The organism is Ruegeria sp. AJ12, from assembly GCF_056536245.1.
In genome coordinates this window covers 361,168-377,151 of the sequence record NZ_JBQFJJ010000001.1, presented here as the reverse complement: position 1 = coordinate 377,151, position 15,984 = coordinate 361,168, and the positions used below count along the sequence as shown (strand labels likewise).

The following is a 15,984-nucleotide window of genomic DNA, read 5'->3' as shown; positions in this document are numbered from 1 at the left end:
TGGACATGTTCAAGCGCGCTGAAGCACTGATGGGTATGTCCGATGCAACATGGGCCCGCCACGCCAGTCCCTGGAGCGTTTACACGCGTTTTGGCGGTGCTGTCCCGGTGTTTTTTGCGTTCTGGAGCCTCTATTGGATCGGATGGTGGGCCATCGTCCCAATCCTGTTGGCCTGCGGCTGGGTCTATCTCAACCCGCGCTTCTTTGCTCCGCCGGACCGTGCAGACAGTTGGGCGGCCCGCGGCGTATTGGGCGAGCGCGCCTTTCTCAACCGCGACATCATACCAATTCCAAGCGAGCCGTACCGCATCGCTTTGTTAACGACCGTTCTGTCTGGTTTGTTTATGCTGTTGTGCCTCTGGGGATTTCTCCGGGCCGATTTTTGGACCGCGCTCACGGGATGGCACGCATCCGTGGCGTGCAAGGCATGGTTTGTTGATCGCATGGCCTTGCTCTGGGACGAGATGAAGAGCCGACATCCGACTTATGCCGCTTGGGACCGCGGAGAATGGGACGCGCGGCTTGAGATGCAAGCCCAGCCATGAGTCCTCACGACCTTCGCCTCGATCATTTCGTGATCCACATTGACAATGACCCGGCCCTATTGACCAATTTGAAAGCACAGCTGAGACCGGTTGGTACGCCCTCAAGACGGTCGCGTCGTCCTTCACACGAATGGCCGTCCTTTGCTGACAGGCCCACAAAGCACCGTGTCGCCGACACATCGAGCAGTTACACTGGGTCAGCTTTCGTATTGGGCGTTGCAACTCTATTGAGACGGCACCGCAATGACATTTGGTTGCATGGGACATCGGTTGCCTTTTGAATTCATCTACGTCCATCGACGTGGGCAGCGTCTTACCGCTCCAACACGGAGTCGATATCGCAAGATGGTTTGCCTATACCGCATGGGTGCTTCATCTGCTGAGCCGACATGGGGTCATTCCCTCTGCGTGAATCGTTTCAAAAACTCTGTGAGCCGGCGGGAATCCACGCTCGTTGAACCCGTCGCGGCGACCGACCGCGTTTTGACGTAACGTCCTTTACTCGGCCTCATAGTTCACCTAGTTGACGTAAACGTAAGCTGAGCTTGGTTTTTTTGACTGACGAGTCAAAAACTGACGAAAAATGCTGATTTCTTCCCCCTTACGGATCTCGGCGCGTTTCCTAAATGCCCTCTGTCGCTGCGGATCGTCACTCACGGAAAAGGCGTCCTGGAGCCTGCCACACCGTTGGGCTCGGACCCGGTTCGCAGCGGCAAAGTCCTTGGAAGTCCAATGTGGGAGGAATCTGACGATGCCTATCAAGTCACTTCTAGATCGCTTCAACGTGGTTGAATTGGTGCGCCCAACGACCTCTGAAAGTTCAAACCATGTGCCCGTTTTATTGGACGACAGACTTCAATCTCTGGATAAATCTGAGTTACGGGCCCTGTTCAAAGCCACGCTTGAAGAAAAACAGAATGATCTGCCGATCGGGGGCCGACACAAAAAGACCGACTCGCCGACCAACCCGGCGCAATCAAACCAGCACCTCTGACAACAGCCCGATCTCCGGCTGCCCCGTGACGCGTTCTCCACGTCATCCCACCATGTCATGGAAATTTCACGACACTGATTGCTCGGATACGATCTCACCAAACCGGGTAAAGAACTTTCCTGACAGCTTTTTGGCCGTCCCTGCGATCAACCGGCTGCCCAGTTGCGCGATCTTGCCGCCGATATCAACCTTAGCGGTGTAGGCCAGTACGGTTTCGTCGCCATCCTCACTCAATGTCACCTCGGCCCCGCCTTTTGCAAAGCCTGCAGCCCCGCCCTTGCCTTCTCCGTTCAAAGAGAACCCGTCCGGGGCATTGGACGTGTCCAGCGTGACCTGGCCTGCAAACCGGGCTTTTACCGGACCGATTTTCAGAACGACTTTGGCCTCAAGCTCTTCCGGAGAGGTTTGTGTCAGTTCTTCGCAGCCCGGAATGCACTCCTGCAGAATCTCCGGGTTGTTCAGGGCGCGATAGACAACGTCTCTGGGCGCCGAGATGCGGATTTCGTCACTGAGTTCCATTCTGATCTTTCCTTGTTCAACAACATCTTGGGAAGACGCGGAGCGCGGTTTCCGCCGCTTCGTTATCGTCCTTTCTGGACGGTTTTGGCCAGATCCCTGTCAAGCGTTTAAGCCAGTTTTTCATCATGGGGCGCCTCCGATGATTTGTCACTGTTTCGCCACAGCACGATTTCGGCCAGGATCGACAGGGCAATCTCGTGCGGGTCAATGGCATGGATATCCAGACCGGCCGGTGATTTCAGCCGCGCGACCCGCAGTGGGTCCATGCCTTGCGTGGTCAGTTTCGCGGTCAACGTATCCGCTTTGCGGCGGCTCGCCACCATTGAAACATGTGCTGCCTCGGTTTCCAAAGCAGCCTTCAACGCCGCGCCGTCACCGCGCCCCTGCGACGCGACAACAACGAAATCACGCGCCTGGACATCCAGATCGCCGATCTGATCCTGCGAAAACCGGTCATACTCGCCTGTCACATCGGCCCCTTCGGCCAGGCAAACCCGGAACCCTGCCAAGGCCCCATGCGCAGCCAGCGCCGTCGCAATCAGCGACTCGCCAAAAATCACCAGCCGTGGCGCATGTTGATAGGGCTCAACCAGCAAATCGACCGTCCCGCCGGATGGGCATCCGCTTTTATAGGTCTGAACGCCGTCCGGGTCCGTCATATTCACCACCTTTTTTGAAGGTTTGACGCGGATCATCTGGGGCATGCCGCTTTGCAGGGCTTGCTGGGCCGATGTGCGAACCGCGCGTTGCACACAAGCGCCGCCCAGATGGCCCAGAATCTGTCCATCCCGTGTAATCGCCGCCTTGCCTCCTGCCTTGGCCGATGTCGCGTCAGCGGTGCGCAGAACCGTGGCCACGCAAAACGCGTCTCCGGTCTGGCGCAAACGTTCAATAGTGTCGAAAATGTCGAAACTGGCCAAGTCAGGCTCCTTTCACAGCTTGCGGAATTGAGGCTCCAACGCCGCAAGCGCTTCGAGTGTGTTGGCGGGCAGGTGCGCGTCCAGATGCGGCTCGGCCGCTTGCATCGCCGCGGCTATCGGTTGGTACGCCTTCCATCCCTTCAGCGGGTTCAGCCACACAACACGACGGGCCTTGCGCCGGATACGCGCCAGCGCATCGCCGAGCGCCTCAGGATCTGAACTGCAATATCCGTCCGACAGGATCAGAACGATGGTGCGCCCGTTCAGGGCCCGCGCGCCATACCCGTCCAAGAAGCTCTGAAGACTGCCAGAGATATCGGTGCCGCCGCCGAACCCCTCAGCCATCAGTGACAACCGCCCCGCAGCACGCAGGGTGTCGTGATCCCTCAACGCATCGGTGACGCGCATCAGGCGGGTGTGGAACAGATAGGCGTCTGCCTCGGTGCCACTGCCGACCAGACCTTTGAGAAAGGCCAGAAAGACCCGCGAATAAACCGTCATCGACCCGCTGACATCGCACAACGCAACGATCCGCATCGGGCGGGGCGGTTTGGCGCGGCGAAACAGATCCAGAGGCTCCCCACCGCGCGCGAGGCTGGCCCGCTGTATCCGGCGCATATCCAGCACCGGGCCGTGCAGCGCCCGCTTGCGCCTGCGGGAGCGGCGGTCCCGAATTGCGCGCGCAAGGGCCAAAGCGGCGGATTCCGCCTGTTTTAGAGCCTCTTCGTCCATCAACTCCCGCAGATCCCGACGCGACAGGTTGGCCGTTCGGGTCGCAATCAGCTTCCCGTCCATCCCCTCGGCGTCCCCATTGCCCGGATCAGGAGCGGTGGCCACCTGATCTGCATCGCTCTGAGTGGTTTCCGATCCCTGGTTTTGGTCTTGCCAGATCATCGGTTTCGCGGCTTGCACCCGCACATGTGTATTCTGCGCCATCCCGGTGCGCTGCTTGCCCGTGTTGAACCAATAGGCATCAAACAGGTCATCGAAACGCCGCCAGTCATCCGCATCCCCAGAGAGCAGGGTACGCAAAGCCTGCCGTGCCTGACCGGGATCTGTTGCATCCACCGCAGACAAGGCCGCCAGCGCATCCTGGGTTTCACGCGGGCCGGCCCTCAGGCCGTTCAGGCGCAGATGCGCAATGAACCCTGACATCCGATCCGCAAGGCCAGCCGCGCGAGAGGGGAAGCGCGTTACCTGCATCACGCCACCTTTCCAATCAGGCGGTCCATCACCTCGGGCGGAGCAGCGTCATAATCAGCGGCAGTTTTCAACAGGCATACCATGGTCGCCTGAACCTCTTCCCGTGACTTCGCCAGATCGTTGACGCCCAACCCGGCCAACGCCGCGGCCCAATCCAGCATCTCGGCAATGCCCGGCGTTTTTTCCAGGTCTTCCTTCCGCAGCGCCTGCACCACTTCGATGATCTGCCGCGCAAGAGCCCCTTCAATCTCTGGCATTCGCGCCCGCAGAATCGCCATTTCGGTTTCCTTCGAGGGATAGTCGAGGAAACTGTAGAGGCACCGCCGGCGCAACGCGTCCGACAAGTCCCGGGTTCCGTTGGCCGTCAGGATCACAATGGGTCGCACTTGCGCCTCGATGGTTCCAAGTTCAGGAATAGTGATCTGAAAGTCGGACAGGATCTCCAGCAGATAGGCCTCGAACTCCTCATCCGCCCGATCAATCTCATCAATCAGCAGCACGGGCGGCCTGTCTTGTGATATCGCCTCTAACAAAGGCCTTTTCAGAAGATAGTCGTCCGTGAAGAGCTCAGCCTCGCGGGTTCCGCCCCGTGCCTCGCTCGCACGGATGGCCAGCAACTGGCGCTGATAATTCCACTCATAAATGGCGTGGCTGGAATCCAGCCCTTCATAGCATTGCAGCCGGATCAGCCGCGTGTCGCGCCACGCCGCAATCGCCTTGGCAACCTCGGTCTTGCCGACGCCGGCTGGCCCTTCCAGCAACAAGGGCCGACCCAACTCCTGCGCCAGATGCAGCGCCATCGCCAGCCTGTCATCGGCGACATAGCCCTGCGCGGCCAACCCTATTTGAACATCTCTCAAAGTCACAACCAGGATCCAATCTTCATCTGGCCAAAAATACCTCCGGGGAGGTTCGGAGGGGGCTGGCCCCCTCCGCCTGGTCGGACCGGCGTCAGCCGGTTCGATCCCAACTACCCGTGCATCCCCAACCCATTCGCGATCTTCCAGATCCGCCAATGATCATGCGGCATGTGACTCTGCACCAACCCAAAGGGCCGGAACGCATCATGCACCGCGTTCGAGAAGGCGGGTACACCGCCCACATTTGGACTTTCCCCCACACCCTTGGCTCCAATCGGATGGTGCGGCGACGGTGTCACCGTGTGATCGGTGGTGTAGTTCGGCGTCTCCCACGCGGTGGGGATGAAGAAATCCATGAGCGTCGCAGTCTTCACATTGCCCATCTCATCATAGGCGATTTCCTGACCCATCGCGATGGCCAGTGCCTCGGTTGCACCACCATGGACCTGCCCTTCGATGATCATCGGATTGATGCGCGTGCCGCAATCATCCAGCGCATAGAACTGCCGGACCTCCCATTCGCCGGTATCCACGTCGATCTCCATGACGCAGATATAGGCCCCGAACGGATAGGTCATGTTCGGCGGGTCATAGTAGCTGACCGCCTCCAGACCCGGTTCCAGCCCGGGGATCGCCTGATTGTAAGCAGCAAAGGCGATTTCCTTCATCGTCTTGAACCGCTCGGGCGCGCCTTTGACAGCGAAGCGATCCACGTCCCATTCGACATCGTCGTCATGGACCTCAAGCAGATAGGCCGCAATCATCTGCGCTTTGGCGCGGATCTTGCGCGCCGCCATTGCCGTTGCCGCACCGGCCACAGGTGTCGACCGAGACCCATAGGTCCCGAGACCATACGGCGCGGTGTCGGTGTCGCCTTCTTCCAGCGTGATATCATCGGCGGGCAGGCCGATCTCGCTGGCGATGATCTGGGCAAAGGTCGTGGCATGGCCCTGACCCTGAGAGATCGTCCCCAGCCGCGCGATGGCCGAGCCGGTCGGATGGATGCGGATTTCGCATGAATCGAACATGCCCAGCCCAAGGATGTCGCAGTTCTTCACCGGGCCAGCGCCGACGATCTCGGTAAAATGCGTCAGACCTATTCCCAGTAATTTGCGAGTCTTACCCGCCTTAAAGTCCTCGATCCGCTGCGCCTGTTCGGCCCTTAAACCGTCATAGTCCACAGCCTTCAGCGCCTTGTCCCAGGCCGTGTGATAGTCGCCCGAGTCATACTCCCACCCCAGTGCGGACTGATAGGGGAACTGATCGGCCCTGATGAAGTTGATCCGGCGCAGCTCGGCGGCGTCCATGTTCAGCTTGATGGCCAGAACCTCGATCATCCGTTCGATGAAATAGGCGGCCTCGGTCACGCGGAAGGAACAGCGGTAGGCCACGCCGCCCGGAGCCTTGTTGGTATAGACACCATCCACGGCCAGATAAGCAGTCGGGATGTCATAAGACCCGGTGCAGATGTTCATGAACCCCGCCGGGAACTTGGTCGGGTCGGCACAGGCATCGAACCCGCCGTGATCCGCCGTTGTGTGACACCACAGACCAGTGATTTTGCCGTCCTTGGTGGCCGCGATCTTGCCCTGCATCCAGTAGTCGCGGGCAAAGGCGGTGGACATCAGGTTCTCCATCCGGTCCTCGACCCATTTGACCGGCTGGCCTGTCACGATCGAAGCCACAACCGAACAAACGTATCCGGCGTAGGCCCCGACCTTGTTGCCGAACCCGCCGCCGATATCGGGGCTGATCACCCGGATGTTGTGCTCGGCGATCCCCGAAATCAGTGACACAACCGTGCGGATCGCATGCGGAGCCTGAAACGTACCATAAAGCGTCAATTTACCGGTCACCTTGTCCATTGACGCCACGCACCCGCAGGTTTCCAATGGGCAGGGATGAGTCCGGTGGTAATAGACCATCTCTTCGGCGACCACGTCGGCCTCGGCCAAAATGGCCTCGGTTGCGTCCTTGTCGCCCTGCTCCCAAGTGAAGATATGGTTGTGGTGCTTGCGCGGTCCGTGCGCCCCTTCAGTCTGGCCCTCGAGGTCCTCACGCAGGACGATGTCGGATTTCAACGACTCGAACGGGTCAGTGATAACAGGCAGCTCTTCATATTCGACCTCGACCAGTTCCACCGCGTCCGCCGCGATATAGCGGTCTTCGGCAACGACATAGGCAACTTCCTGGCCTTGGAATAGAACCTTGCCATCGGCCAGCACCATCTGCTTGTCGCCAGCCAGTGTCGGCATCCAATGCAGGCCCAACGGAGCCAGATCCTCGGCAGTCAGAACGGCAACGACGCCGGGCACGGCCAAAGCCGCTTCTTTGTTAACACTGACAACGCGGGCATGCGCATAGGGGGAGCGCACAAAGTCGCCGAACAGCATCCCGTCCAGCTTGATGTCGTCGACGTAGTTGCCCTTGCCTTGGGTAAAGCGCACGTCCTCGACGCGCTTGCGGGCGCAGCCCATGCCTTTGAGGTTGGCGGCGCGTTCTTCGGGGGTCAGAGTCTGGTCGTTCATTCCGCAGCCTCCTTCTGTGCATTGAGCAGATCAGCTGAGGCTGAGATCGCCTTGACGATGTTCTGATAGCCGGTGCAGCGGCAGAGGTTGCCAGCCATACCAAAGCGGATGTCTTCCTCAGTTGGATTCGGATTTTCCTGCAGCAGGCGATGCGCGCGGGTAATCATGCCCGGCGTGCAGAAGCCGCACTGTAGCCCGTGATGTTCGCGGAACATTTCCTGCAGAACACCCAGGCTGCCATCGTCATTGGTCAGGCCTTCGACCGTGGTAATATCAGCACCGTTTACTTGCGCGACAAAGGTGGTGCAGGATTTGACGGATTTACCGTCGATATCCACGGTGCAGGCGCCGCAGTGGCTGGTTTCGCACCCGATATGGGGGCCGGTGATTTTCAAATCTTCCCGCAGGAAGTGGATCAGCAGCGTACGCGGCTCGGCCAAACCTTCGACCTCTTTGCCGTTCACGGTGAGTTTGACGTGCATTTTTGACATAAGTGTTCCTCCCCTCAGCCCGCGCGGCTTTGCGCACGGTCGATGGCGCGGCGCAGCATTACAGCGGCCACGTGTTTCTTGAATTCGACGGGTCCACGGTTGTCGGCCACCGGGTCGATGGCGTCGAACATTGCGGAAACGCAACCGTCGACATCTCCGCCTGCCAAAGCGCTGCTGGCCGCTTCGGACCAGATCGGCGTATCGGCGAGATTGGTCATAGCCACCGAGGCCGTTCCATTGCCAACCATCACTGCGGCGGCGGCGGTTGCGTAATCTCCGATCTTGCGTTTTTGCTTCTCATAGGCCTGCCCGACGCCTGCGCCAGGGACCGGGATCGAAATGCGAGTCAGAATTTCCTCGTCTTCACGCGCCGTGAAATATGCAGCCTCGTAAAAGTCGCGCGCGGCGACGCTGCGGGTGCCATCGGGACCAGACAACTCAAACGTCGCATTCAGGCACTGCATCAGCCCCGGCATGTCATTGCCCGGATCGCCATTGGCCACATTGCCACCCACTGTGCCCATGTAACGTACCTGCGGATCCGCAATCTGCAACGAGGCTTCACGGATCAGCGGAATGGCCGTCGCTAGCCCGTCATGGGTGATCAACTCATGCTGCGTGACCATCGCGCCCAGCGAAACAGTCTCGCCGCCGATCTCAATGCCCTTCAATTCGTCGATCGCCTGAAGGTCGACCAGATGGCCCATCTCGGCCATACGCAGCTTCATCATCGGGATCAGGCTGTGACCACCCGCGATGACGCGCGCCTCGTCTCCGTGCTCTTGCAAAATGCCAATGGCCGAGGCGATGTCGCCTGGCCGGTGATACTCAAAACCGGCTGGTATCATGTTTTTCCTCCCTGGGTCCGACAATGTGCCTTGGGGGACCTGGGATTAGAAAAGCGGCTGAGACCCCGGGCTCACCAGCCACGGGGAACGGGGCGCGCAGTCTGTTTCACGAAATGCGAATAGACTGCACGAGTTGCGATCAGAGGCCCAGCGCGTTGCGGATGTCCGTCAGGCGGGACCGGCTGACCGGAACCTTGGTCAATGCGTCAACGTCATCGAAATAGCAGGTCCCGTTGTCCTTGTGCCGCTCGAAACTGGACACGTGTTTCGGGTTCACCAGGTAACTGCGATGCGCCCGCAGGAACCCGTCAGGTTTCAGACGCGCCTCGGCCTCGGTGATGGACCACGGACAGAAAAGCTTCTCTGCATCCATGTACAGGACAGTGTAGTGCCCTTCGGCCCGGACGGCAGCGATCCGCGTCGGCTCTGCAAAGAACGTCTGGCCTTCACGCTCGAACGGGACGCCTGCCCGCATTGGCGCAACGGGTTGCGGATCAGGATCGGGCTCGTGGGGATTGACTGCGCTCTCCGGCTCTGAACCGACAAAGGTAATCCCGGTTAGCAGGAAGGCGCCGCAGATCAGAAAAACCGACACGGTAACACCCATGGCCAGCACCTGATTGTTCAGCGCCGGTCCCGCGCCGCCGGCGCTGTCACTTGCGACGAAGTCAGTCAGACCGGTGGCCACGAAATGCATCGTGAACACCGCCAGTCCGAAACACACTGTCCCCAGCAGAATGTTGCGCTCGGTGCGTTTGTCGTAGGCAACCCAGATCGCAAGCACTGACAGAACGACAGAGGCGACGGTGGCGATTGTCACATCCAGCACATTGTAGACCGGTCGGCAGAGCTCCATCCCGGCCATCCCGACATAGTGCATCACCACGATGCCCAGACCCACAATCACCCCGGCACCAAGGATGGTGCGCATGGTGCGGGGACGAAAATGTAACAGCAGCAACGCCAACCCCACCATCAGAATGGCCACCAGTGCCGAAATCAGGGTGATCAGCGCGTCATAGTAAAACAGGATCGGCAGTTGCAGCCCCAGCATCGCAACGAAATGCATGGACCAGATGCCGCCTCCAAGGATCACGGCTGCCAAAGCCACGATGAACTTGCGCCGCTGGTCGTCCAGCTTGGACGCCCCATGCGTGAGATAAAGACCTGTAAACCCGGCCATCAATGCCACGGCCAAAGAGGCCGCAACCAGCCAAGGGTTATGCGAATAGTCCAGCATTTGGGTGTGTACGCCCTCCCCGACGCGAGGACGACGTTAGCAAACAGAGGCGGTTGGGACAATTGCCCAGTGGGGCGGCCTCTCAGGCCTGTTTTTCGACCTGCCCCTCGACCGGTTCCACGTCCAGTTCGATCACGTCGGCCTCGTCCGGGCTTTCGTCCTCCGGTTCCTCGACCGGTTCCGGCCGATCCTCCAACGCGCCCACGATCAGCGGCAACATGTGAACGCCGGTCGCACTGGCGATTTCGGGTGTTTGCGGGGTTTGCCAGCTGAGCGTGTCAAAGCTTCCGCAATTCTTGCAGACCGGGGCCCATTCGGCCTGAATATCATGGCAATTGTCGCACACCCATTGCGGCCCGCGCGGTGCGTTCAGCGCCTTGGCCAGCCAGCCCTGAACCACGGCGTCCGTTGCGCCTTCGCCCCGCTCGATCGCGGCCATCAACGTATACCCACGGGCATCGGCCTGCTTTTCGACCACATCGCCCAGCGCCCGACGCGCTTCTGGGAAGTCTTCGGCCACGATGTTCAGCTCTGCCAGAATCAGGCGGGTTTCCATGTTTTCCGGGTGGACACGCGTGAGTGCAGTGAACCGCTTGATCCGCTCCTGAGGTGTTTCATCCGGTGCGATCTCGGCAAAGGCATGAGCGAGATCAGGATGAGGCTGAACCTCCCACGCTTTTTTCAGAATTTTGGTGGCCGCTCTGGGCTTGCCCTTGGCGATATAGGCACGCGCAGCCATAGCGGCGGCAGGCACCAGGTCGGGCGACAGACGGTTGGCCTCAATCGCGTGTTCCTGCTGCTCGACACTGGCGGTCTCGTCCAGAATGTCCTTGGCTTCTGACAGCGCCAGAACCGCGTCGCGGCGTTTGAAGACATCGCGTGGCAGGTAGCCGGCTTTCAGTTTGGACGTCAAAGTCGAGCGGGCACCGGCCCAGTCCTGCGCCTTGGTCTGCAGTTTCAACAGAACGTCCTGTGTTTCTTCGTGGCGGGGTTTTATGGCCAGCGCCTTTTCCGCCAGCTTCCGCGCGGTTTCGTCGTCACCCTCGGCCAGCTTCTGCTTCATGATGCCGCGCACGCCGACAAACCGGGTCGCGTTGTTTGTGACGAGCTTCTTGTAGGTCTCGGACGCTTTCTTGGTATCGCCGGTCAGTTCGGCAGCCTGTGCCACCAGCAGATTGGTCAGCTCCGGCTTGTTCAGCAGTTTCTCGGCCTTGTTGGCCTTGGTCATCGCCACGCGACCCTCACCCGATGCCAAGGCCATCACGCCATCGGCCAACGCCTGGTAACCACGCTGCTCACGGCTGCGGTCGAAATACCGCGACAGCGCTGTTTCATCGCCGTTGAGAAATTTCAGCGTCGCGATCAGCAAGCTCAGTAGCTTAAAAAACAGCCATACCGCAAAAACCAGCACGCCCAGCGCAATTACGGATTGCAGCGGGCTCAGCGTGTATTCCGTCCCGGCGACCGTGATCTGAACGCCGCCGCTGGTCTGCATCAGGAACTGGGCCCCAAGGGCCAGCAGGCCAATAATCGCTACAAAGACAAGGATCTTAAACAATGACCACAGCATGGCAGGTCCTTCAGTTCGAGTTCAGGCTGGAAGCCAGCGTATTGGCAGCCTCAACGGCGGACACCCGCGTTTGGGCCGCCTGCTCCCATTCGGCCATCGCGGTCTGCGCCGCTTGGGGCAAGGATTTCAATTCACTCAGCGCTTTTGACAGATCCCCGTCCGACAGCGCCGCCTGTGCACGCGACAGGATCGCGTCCGGGTCATCGCCGTCCTGCGGCGTCACCGACCGCGCGCCGGTCTGACGTTGGAGGAAAGCGATCACGCCTGTGCCTTTGTCCGCGTCCCGCGCGTCCGCCAGTGCGGACCGGGCGGCAGGAGCAAAAGAGGCGCGCAAAGACGACAGCGTCTCCACGCCGTTTTCGGCAGGCGCTGACAACGCGTCCGGTATGTCCACTCCGCCAGCTTTCAACTCATCCACCAGTTCCTGATAGGACTGGCCGGCGTCCAGTTGGCCATGCAAGCGCGACAGGATGGCGGCATTGGTTGCCGTCCGGGCTTCTGCTGAGGCCTTGGCCTCCAATGCCTGGGCGTCCGCGACCATTTTTTCGACCTCGCTGCGCTGGGCAGCCAGTGAGTCGCGCAACTTTTCCAGCTCGGCTTCAAAGGCAGCCGTTGCTTCGGGGGAAACACTGGCCTCAATCGGGTTCTTTTCCAGCGCGGACAGCCGGTCGGACAACGGACTTACCTGACCCGACAAGGTGTCGACGCTGGATTTCACCGACGTCAAATCGGTTTCGACCGGCGCGAGCTTGTCCGCCAATGCCTTGACCTGATCCGACAGATCCGAGACGTCGGAGTTGTCCGAAAGTGTTTTGGACAGGTTTGCGATCTGGTCAGATTGATCCGTCAGTTTTGCCTCAAGTGCAGCAATCGCCTCGGACGGGTCCGGAGCACCCGTCGGAATCAGATCGCTGCGCCCGGCAACAAACCCGATGGCCGCCGCAATGACCCCGCCGATCAGGGCGGGAACAAACCCGCCACGCTTTTCGACGACGCGCTCAACGGATTTTTGTTCTTCCGGCACGGGAGGGGCTTCGGCTTCGGCTTCGGCTTCGGCTTCGGCTTCGGCTTCGGCTTCGGCTTCGGCTTCGGCTTCGGCTTCGGCTTCGGCTTCGGCTTCGGCTTCGGCTTCGGCTTCGGCTTCGGCTTCGGCTTCGGCTTCGGCTTCGGCTTCGGCTTCGGCTTCGGCTTCGGCTTCGGCTTCGGAAGTCACCTCTTCTGCAAGCTCTTTCGGGTCAAGGGACGTGTCTGGGGAACCCTCATCACGGTCAACAACGATCTCTTCGACCGCATCGTTCGATTTGGGGTCTTTTACCGGTTCCTGATTGGATTTCTTCTTACCAGCCACCGTCGCATTCCCCTTATCGATTCTAAAAACAACTGAATTACGGGCGTGGCCAAGTTAATCCGCGCCTGTCTCACCCTCAACCCGCATCGCATGTTTCACAAGTTTTTTAACGGCTTTCCGCATTTTCCTGGGCGTCGGTTCCTTGGCGATTTTCAATCGCTCATAGGTCAAGGAATAAAGGGGTTCGGCCGTTGCCTCACTTATTGCGGCCAGCCATAGCGGTGCGGAGCCCGTCCAGACATCGGCAAATTGTCGCGCGGTGCGTGGCGAAAAGACTGGCGCGATAACCGGTATTTCCCCAACGGCGGCCTGCGACGCCTCATCACTCAGCGGCAGAAGTCGCTGTTGATACACGGGCTGTTCCCGCGTCGTCACACCCAGTTCGGTTAGCCGTTCGGCCACGTCCCCACGGCTGTGTTCTCCGCGCAAATGCAACAGCGGACCCTCGGGTCGGAGCCGGATCAGAGCAGCGACAAGTTCCTCGGCTGTTGCGCCTGCCATTTGCGCCTGCCAGCCGGATCCTTTTGCGGTTCCGGTTGTTGCCGGTCCGACGCAATAGGCGGGCAACTCACGGGACACACCCAGCGATGCTGCAGCGTTCACGGCATTTGCCGAGGAAAAGATCAGCCCCCGGACACCGCCGGTGATCACCTGCACGTCAAGCAGCCGGATGTCGAGCAATGGAGAATGGATGACGGTGACCCGGGACATGGTGCGGGTCGGCAGCTGCGCCACAAACCTCTCCGAGGCGGCGCGCGGGCGGGTCATCAACAGATACAACGGCGGCGCCTTCGGCCTTGGGATTGTTTGCGTCCGCGCAGGGTGATACCCCGCTTGGCAGTCATGATGCAACGGATCAGACCCATGGTGCAAACACTTACCGTGCTGGGATTGGAAAGCAGCTGCGACGATACCGCAGCTGCAGTTGTGCGCCAGACAGAGGGCGCGCAGGCCGAGATTCTGTCGTCCGTCGTGTACGGGCAGACCGAACTGCACAGCGCCTTTGGTGGTGTCGTGCCCGAAATTGCCGCGCGCGCGCATGCGGAAAAGCTGGATATCTGCGTGGTCGAGGCACTGGGCGCGGCAGGGCTGGCTCTGTCCGACATAGATGCCATTGCGGTCACCGCCGGTCCCGGCCTGATTGGCGGGGTGATGTCGGGGGTCATGTGCGCGAAAGGGCTGAGCGCGGCAACGGGCCTGCCCCTGATCGGCATCAACCATCTGGCCGGGCATGCTCTGACCCCGCGCCTGACGGATGATGTCGCCTTTCCATATCTTATGTTGCTGGTCTCTGGCGGGCATTGCCAGTATCTGATCGCCCACGGTCCCGATGATTTCACCCGGCTGGGGGGTACGATCGACGACGCACCCGGTGAGGCCTTTGACAAGACCTCACGGCTGCTGGGCCTGACACAACCCGGCGGTCCGTCCGTTGAGGCCGAGGCCCGATCCGGAGACTCAAAGAGGTTCCGGTTTCCCCGTCCGCTGCTGGATCGCCCCGGTTGCGATCTGTCCTTCTCCGGCCTCAAGACCGCGCTGATGCGGACCCGCGATCAGATCGCCGCTGAAAAGGGCGGTTTGACCCGTCAGGACCGGGCCGACCTGTGCGCGGGGTTTCAACAGGCCGTGGTTGACACGCTGGCCGAGAAAACGCGGCGGGCCATTGCGCTGTATCTGCAGGAAAACCCATCGGACCCGGTGATTGCCGTCGCCGGTGGCGTGGCGGCAAATGCGGCTATTTGTTCCGGTTTAGAGTCTGTTTGTGCAGAGTTCGGCGTCCGATTCACCGCGCCCCCGCTGAACTTGTGCACTGACAATGCCGCCATGATCGCCTATGCCGGGATCGAACGGTTTCGCACCGGAGCAAGGGACGGTCTTGATCTGGTCGCCCGTCCGCGTTGGCCGCTGGATCGCACCAGCCCCGCGATGCTGGGCGGCGGCAGGAAAGGCGCCAAGGCATGAGCGTTTCGGTTCTGGGCTCGGGTGCATTCGGCACCGCCTTGGCAAGTTCGTTGGCGGGCAAAGGGTCCGTGACCTTGTGGGCCAGGGATTCCGGTCAGGCCGCACACATTCAGGACACGCGGGAAAACCCGCGCCTTTCGGGTGCGAGCCTGCCGTCATCGATAACGGCGACATCCGATATCGGCCTGGCGTGTCAGGCAGAAATCCTTCTGGTGGCCGTGCCGATGCAAAACCTGCGCGCAGCTTTGACAGAGCACGAAGCTCAGCTGGCGGGAAAAACCCTGGTGGCCTGTTGCAAGGGGATCGAGCTGTCGACCGGATTGGGTCCGATTTCGGTCATCAAGCAGACCGTTGACGACGCGCGCCCCGCGCTTCTGACCGGGCCCAGTTTTGCCGATGACATCGCGCGCGGCCTGCCCACCGCCCTGACGCTGGCCTGTGCCGACGCCTATCTGGGGCTGGAACTGCAAAAAGAGCTGACCACCGCCAATTTGCGCCTGTATCGCACCACCGACACGGTTGGGGCCGAGCTTGGTGGAGCCTTGAAGAATGTGATGGCCATCGGCTGCGGCGCCTGCATCGGCGCAGGGTTGGGGGACAGCGCCCGAGCGGCATTGATCACGCGTGGATTTGCCGAAATGCAGCGCTTTGCAACCTTGCGCGGCGCGCGCGCCGAGACGCTTATGGGACTGTCCGGGTTAGGTGATCTGGTCCTGACCTGCTCATCAGAGCTGTCACGGAATTATCAGTTTGGTCTGGCATTGGGCCGGAACCTGAAATTTGACGCCGACACCACGGTCGAAGGTGTCGCCACCGCGCGCGCCGTCGCAGACATCGCCGACGCCGAAGGGCTGGACATGCCGATCAGTACGACGGTGGCGAAACTCAGCAGCGGCACCTACAGTGTGACCGAGGCGATTCAATCGCTGCTCAATCGCCCGCTCAAGGAGGAATAA

Annotated in this window: 14 protein-coding genes; 3 read left to right on the top strand and 11 right to left on the bottom strand. The window is 60.5% G+C overall.

The annotated features are described in order from the left end of the window. Positions 1 to 5: 5 nt before the first annotated feature. Positions 6 to 545, top strand: a complete 540-nt coding sequence (locus ACR3E0_RS01885; RefSeq protein ID WP_480475643.1) for a DUF6653 family protein — start codon at positions 6 to 8, stop codon at positions 543 to 545. Positions 546 to 1,605: 1,060 nt separating this feature from the next. On the opposite strand, the gene ACR3E0_RS01880 is transcribed toward ACR3E0_RS01885, so the two are convergent. From ACR3E0_RS01880 to ACR3E0_RS01830, 11 genes are all read right to left on the bottom strand, one after another. Next, on the bottom strand, positions 1,606 to 2,058 hold the full coding sequence (locus tag ACR3E0_RS01880; RefSeq protein WP_480475641.1) for an SRPBCC family protein: 453 nt from the start codon (positions 2,056 to 2,058) through the stop codon (positions 1,606 to 1,608). A 107-nt stretch (positions 2,059 to 2,165) separates the two neighbouring features. Continuing rightward, complete coding sequence (locus ACR3E0_RS01875; protein WP_480475639.1) at positions 2,166 to 2,978, bottom strand: XdhC family protein; 813 nt, start codon at positions 2,976 to 2,978, stop codon at positions 2,166 to 2,168. Between the two features lie 12 nt (positions 2,979 to 2,990). Next, the gene (locus ACR3E0_RS01870; protein ID WP_480475637.1) at positions 2,991 to 4,181 is read right to left on the bottom strand and encodes a vWA domain-containing protein; all 1,191 of its coding nucleotides are present in this window, start codon (positions 4,179 to 4,181) and stop codon (positions 2,991 to 2,993) included. Then, a complete protein-coding gene (locus ACR3E0_RS01865) occupies positions 4,181 to 5,047 on the bottom strand; it encodes an AAA family ATPase (protein ID WP_480475635.1) in 867 nt (288 codons plus the stop codon). The genes ACR3E0_RS01870 and ACR3E0_RS01865 overlap by 1 nt, the downstream gene beginning before the upstream one ends. A gap of 104 nt (positions 5,048 to 5,151) precedes the next feature. Continuing rightward, positions 5,152 to 7,569, bottom strand: a complete 2,418-nt coding sequence (locus ACR3E0_RS01860) for an aerobic carbon-monoxide dehydrogenase large subunit (RefSeq protein ID WP_480475633.1) — start codon at positions 7,567 to 7,569, stop codon at positions 5,152 to 5,154. Further along, the gene (locus tag ACR3E0_RS01855; protein WP_480475631.1) at positions 7,566 to 8,060 is read right to left on the bottom strand and encodes a (2Fe-2S)-binding protein; all 495 of its coding nucleotides are present in this window, start codon (positions 8,058 to 8,060) and stop codon (positions 7,566 to 7,568) included. Before ACR3E0_RS01855 ends, ACR3E0_RS01860 begins: the two co-directional genes overlap by 4 nt. A 14-nt stretch (positions 8,061 to 8,074) precedes the next feature. Continuing rightward, on the bottom strand, positions 8,075 to 8,908 hold the full coding sequence (locus ACR3E0_RS01850; RefSeq protein ID WP_480475629.1) for an FAD binding domain-containing protein: 834 nt from the start codon (positions 8,906 to 8,908) through the stop codon (positions 8,075 to 8,077). 139 nt (positions 8,909 to 9,047) lie between these two features. After that, positions 9,048 to 10,148 carry an MHYT domain-containing protein gene (locus tag ACR3E0_RS01845; RefSeq protein WP_480475627.1) on the bottom strand — a complete coding sequence of 367 codons (1,101 nt, stop codon included), beginning with the start codon at positions 10,146 to 10,148 and terminating at the stop codon, positions 9,048 to 9,050. A gap of 82 nt (positions 10,149 to 10,230) precedes the next feature. Next, complete coding sequence (locus ACR3E0_RS01840; protein ID WP_480475625.1) at positions 10,231 to 11,718, bottom strand: heme biosynthesis HemY N-terminal domain-containing protein; 1,488 nt, start codon at positions 11,716 to 11,718, stop codon at positions 10,231 to 10,233. Positions 11,719 to 11,728: 10 nt separating this feature from the next. After that, entirely contained in the window at positions 11,729 to 13,066 is a 1,338-nt protein-coding gene (locus ACR3E0_RS01835) for a COG4223 family protein (protein WP_480475623.1), read from the bottom strand. A 54-nt stretch (positions 13,067 to 13,120) separates the two neighbouring features. Then, positions 13,121 to 13,834 (bottom strand): uroporphyrinogen-III synthase, encoded by a 714-nt coding sequence (locus ACR3E0_RS01830; RefSeq protein WP_480475621.1) that lies wholly within the window; start codon positions 13,832 to 13,834, stop codon positions 13,121 to 13,123. Between the two features lie 96 nt (positions 13,835 to 13,930). On the opposite strand from ACR3E0_RS01830, the gene tsaD reads away from it, so the two are divergent. Both tsaD and ACR3E0_RS01820 read left to right on the top strand, forming a co-directional pair. Continuing rightward, complete coding sequence (gene tsaD, locus ACR3E0_RS01825; protein ID WP_480475619.1) at positions 13,931 to 15,028, top strand: tRNA (adenosine(37)-N6)-threonylcarbamoyltransferase complex transferase subunit TsaD; 1,098 nt, start codon at positions 13,931 to 13,933, stop codon at positions 15,026 to 15,028. Beyond that, complete coding sequence (locus ACR3E0_RS01820; protein ID WP_480475617.1) at positions 15,025 to 15,984, top strand: NAD(P)H-dependent glycerol-3-phosphate dehydrogenase; 960 nt, start codon at positions 15,025 to 15,027, stop codon at positions 15,982 to 15,984. Before tsaD ends, ACR3E0_RS01820 begins: the two co-directional genes overlap by 4 nt.

Coding starts and splice junctions, on each gene's coding strand:
- ACR3E0_RS01885 (WP_480475643.1), top strand. CDS start 6: ATGTTCAAGCGCGCTGAAGCACTGATGGGTATGTCCGATGCAACATGG.
- ACR3E0_RS01880 (WP_480475641.1), bottom strand. CDS start 2,058: ATGGAACTCAGTGACGAAATCCGCATCTCGGCGCCCAGAGACGTTGTC.
- ACR3E0_RS01870 (WP_480475637.1), bottom strand. CDS start 4,181: ATGCAGGTAACGCGCTTCCCCTCTCGCGCGGCTGGCCTTGCGGATCGG.
- ACR3E0_RS01860 (WP_480475633.1), bottom strand. CDS start 7,569: ATGAACGACCAGACTCTGACCCCCGAAGAACGCGCCGCCAACCTCAAA.
- ACR3E0_RS01855 (WP_480475631.1), bottom strand. CDS start 8,060: ATGTCAAAAATGCACGTCAAACTCACCGTGAACGGCAAAGAGGTCGAA.
- ACR3E0_RS01850 (WP_480475629.1), bottom strand. CDS start 8,908: ATGATACCAGCCGGTTTTGAGTATCACCGGCCAGGCGACATCGCCTCG.
- ACR3E0_RS01845 (WP_480475627.1), bottom strand. CDS start 10,148: ATGCTGGACTATTCGCATAACCCTTGGCTGGTTGCGGCCTCTTTGGCC.
- ACR3E0_RS01840 (WP_480475625.1), bottom strand. CDS start 11,718: ATGCTGTGGTCATTGTTTAAGATCCTTGTCTTTGTAGCGATTATTGGC.
- ACR3E0_RS01830 (WP_480475621.1), bottom strand. CDS start 13,834: ATGACCCGCCCGCGCGCCGCCTCGGAGAGGTTTGTGGCGCAGCTGCCG.
- tsaD (WP_480475619.1), top strand. CDS start 13,931: ATGGTGCAAACACTTACCGTGCTGGGATTGGAAAGCAGCTGCGACGAT.
- ACR3E0_RS01820 (WP_480475617.1), top strand. CDS start 15,025: ATGAGCGTTTCGGTTCTGGGCTCGGGTGCATTCGGCACCGCCTTGGCA.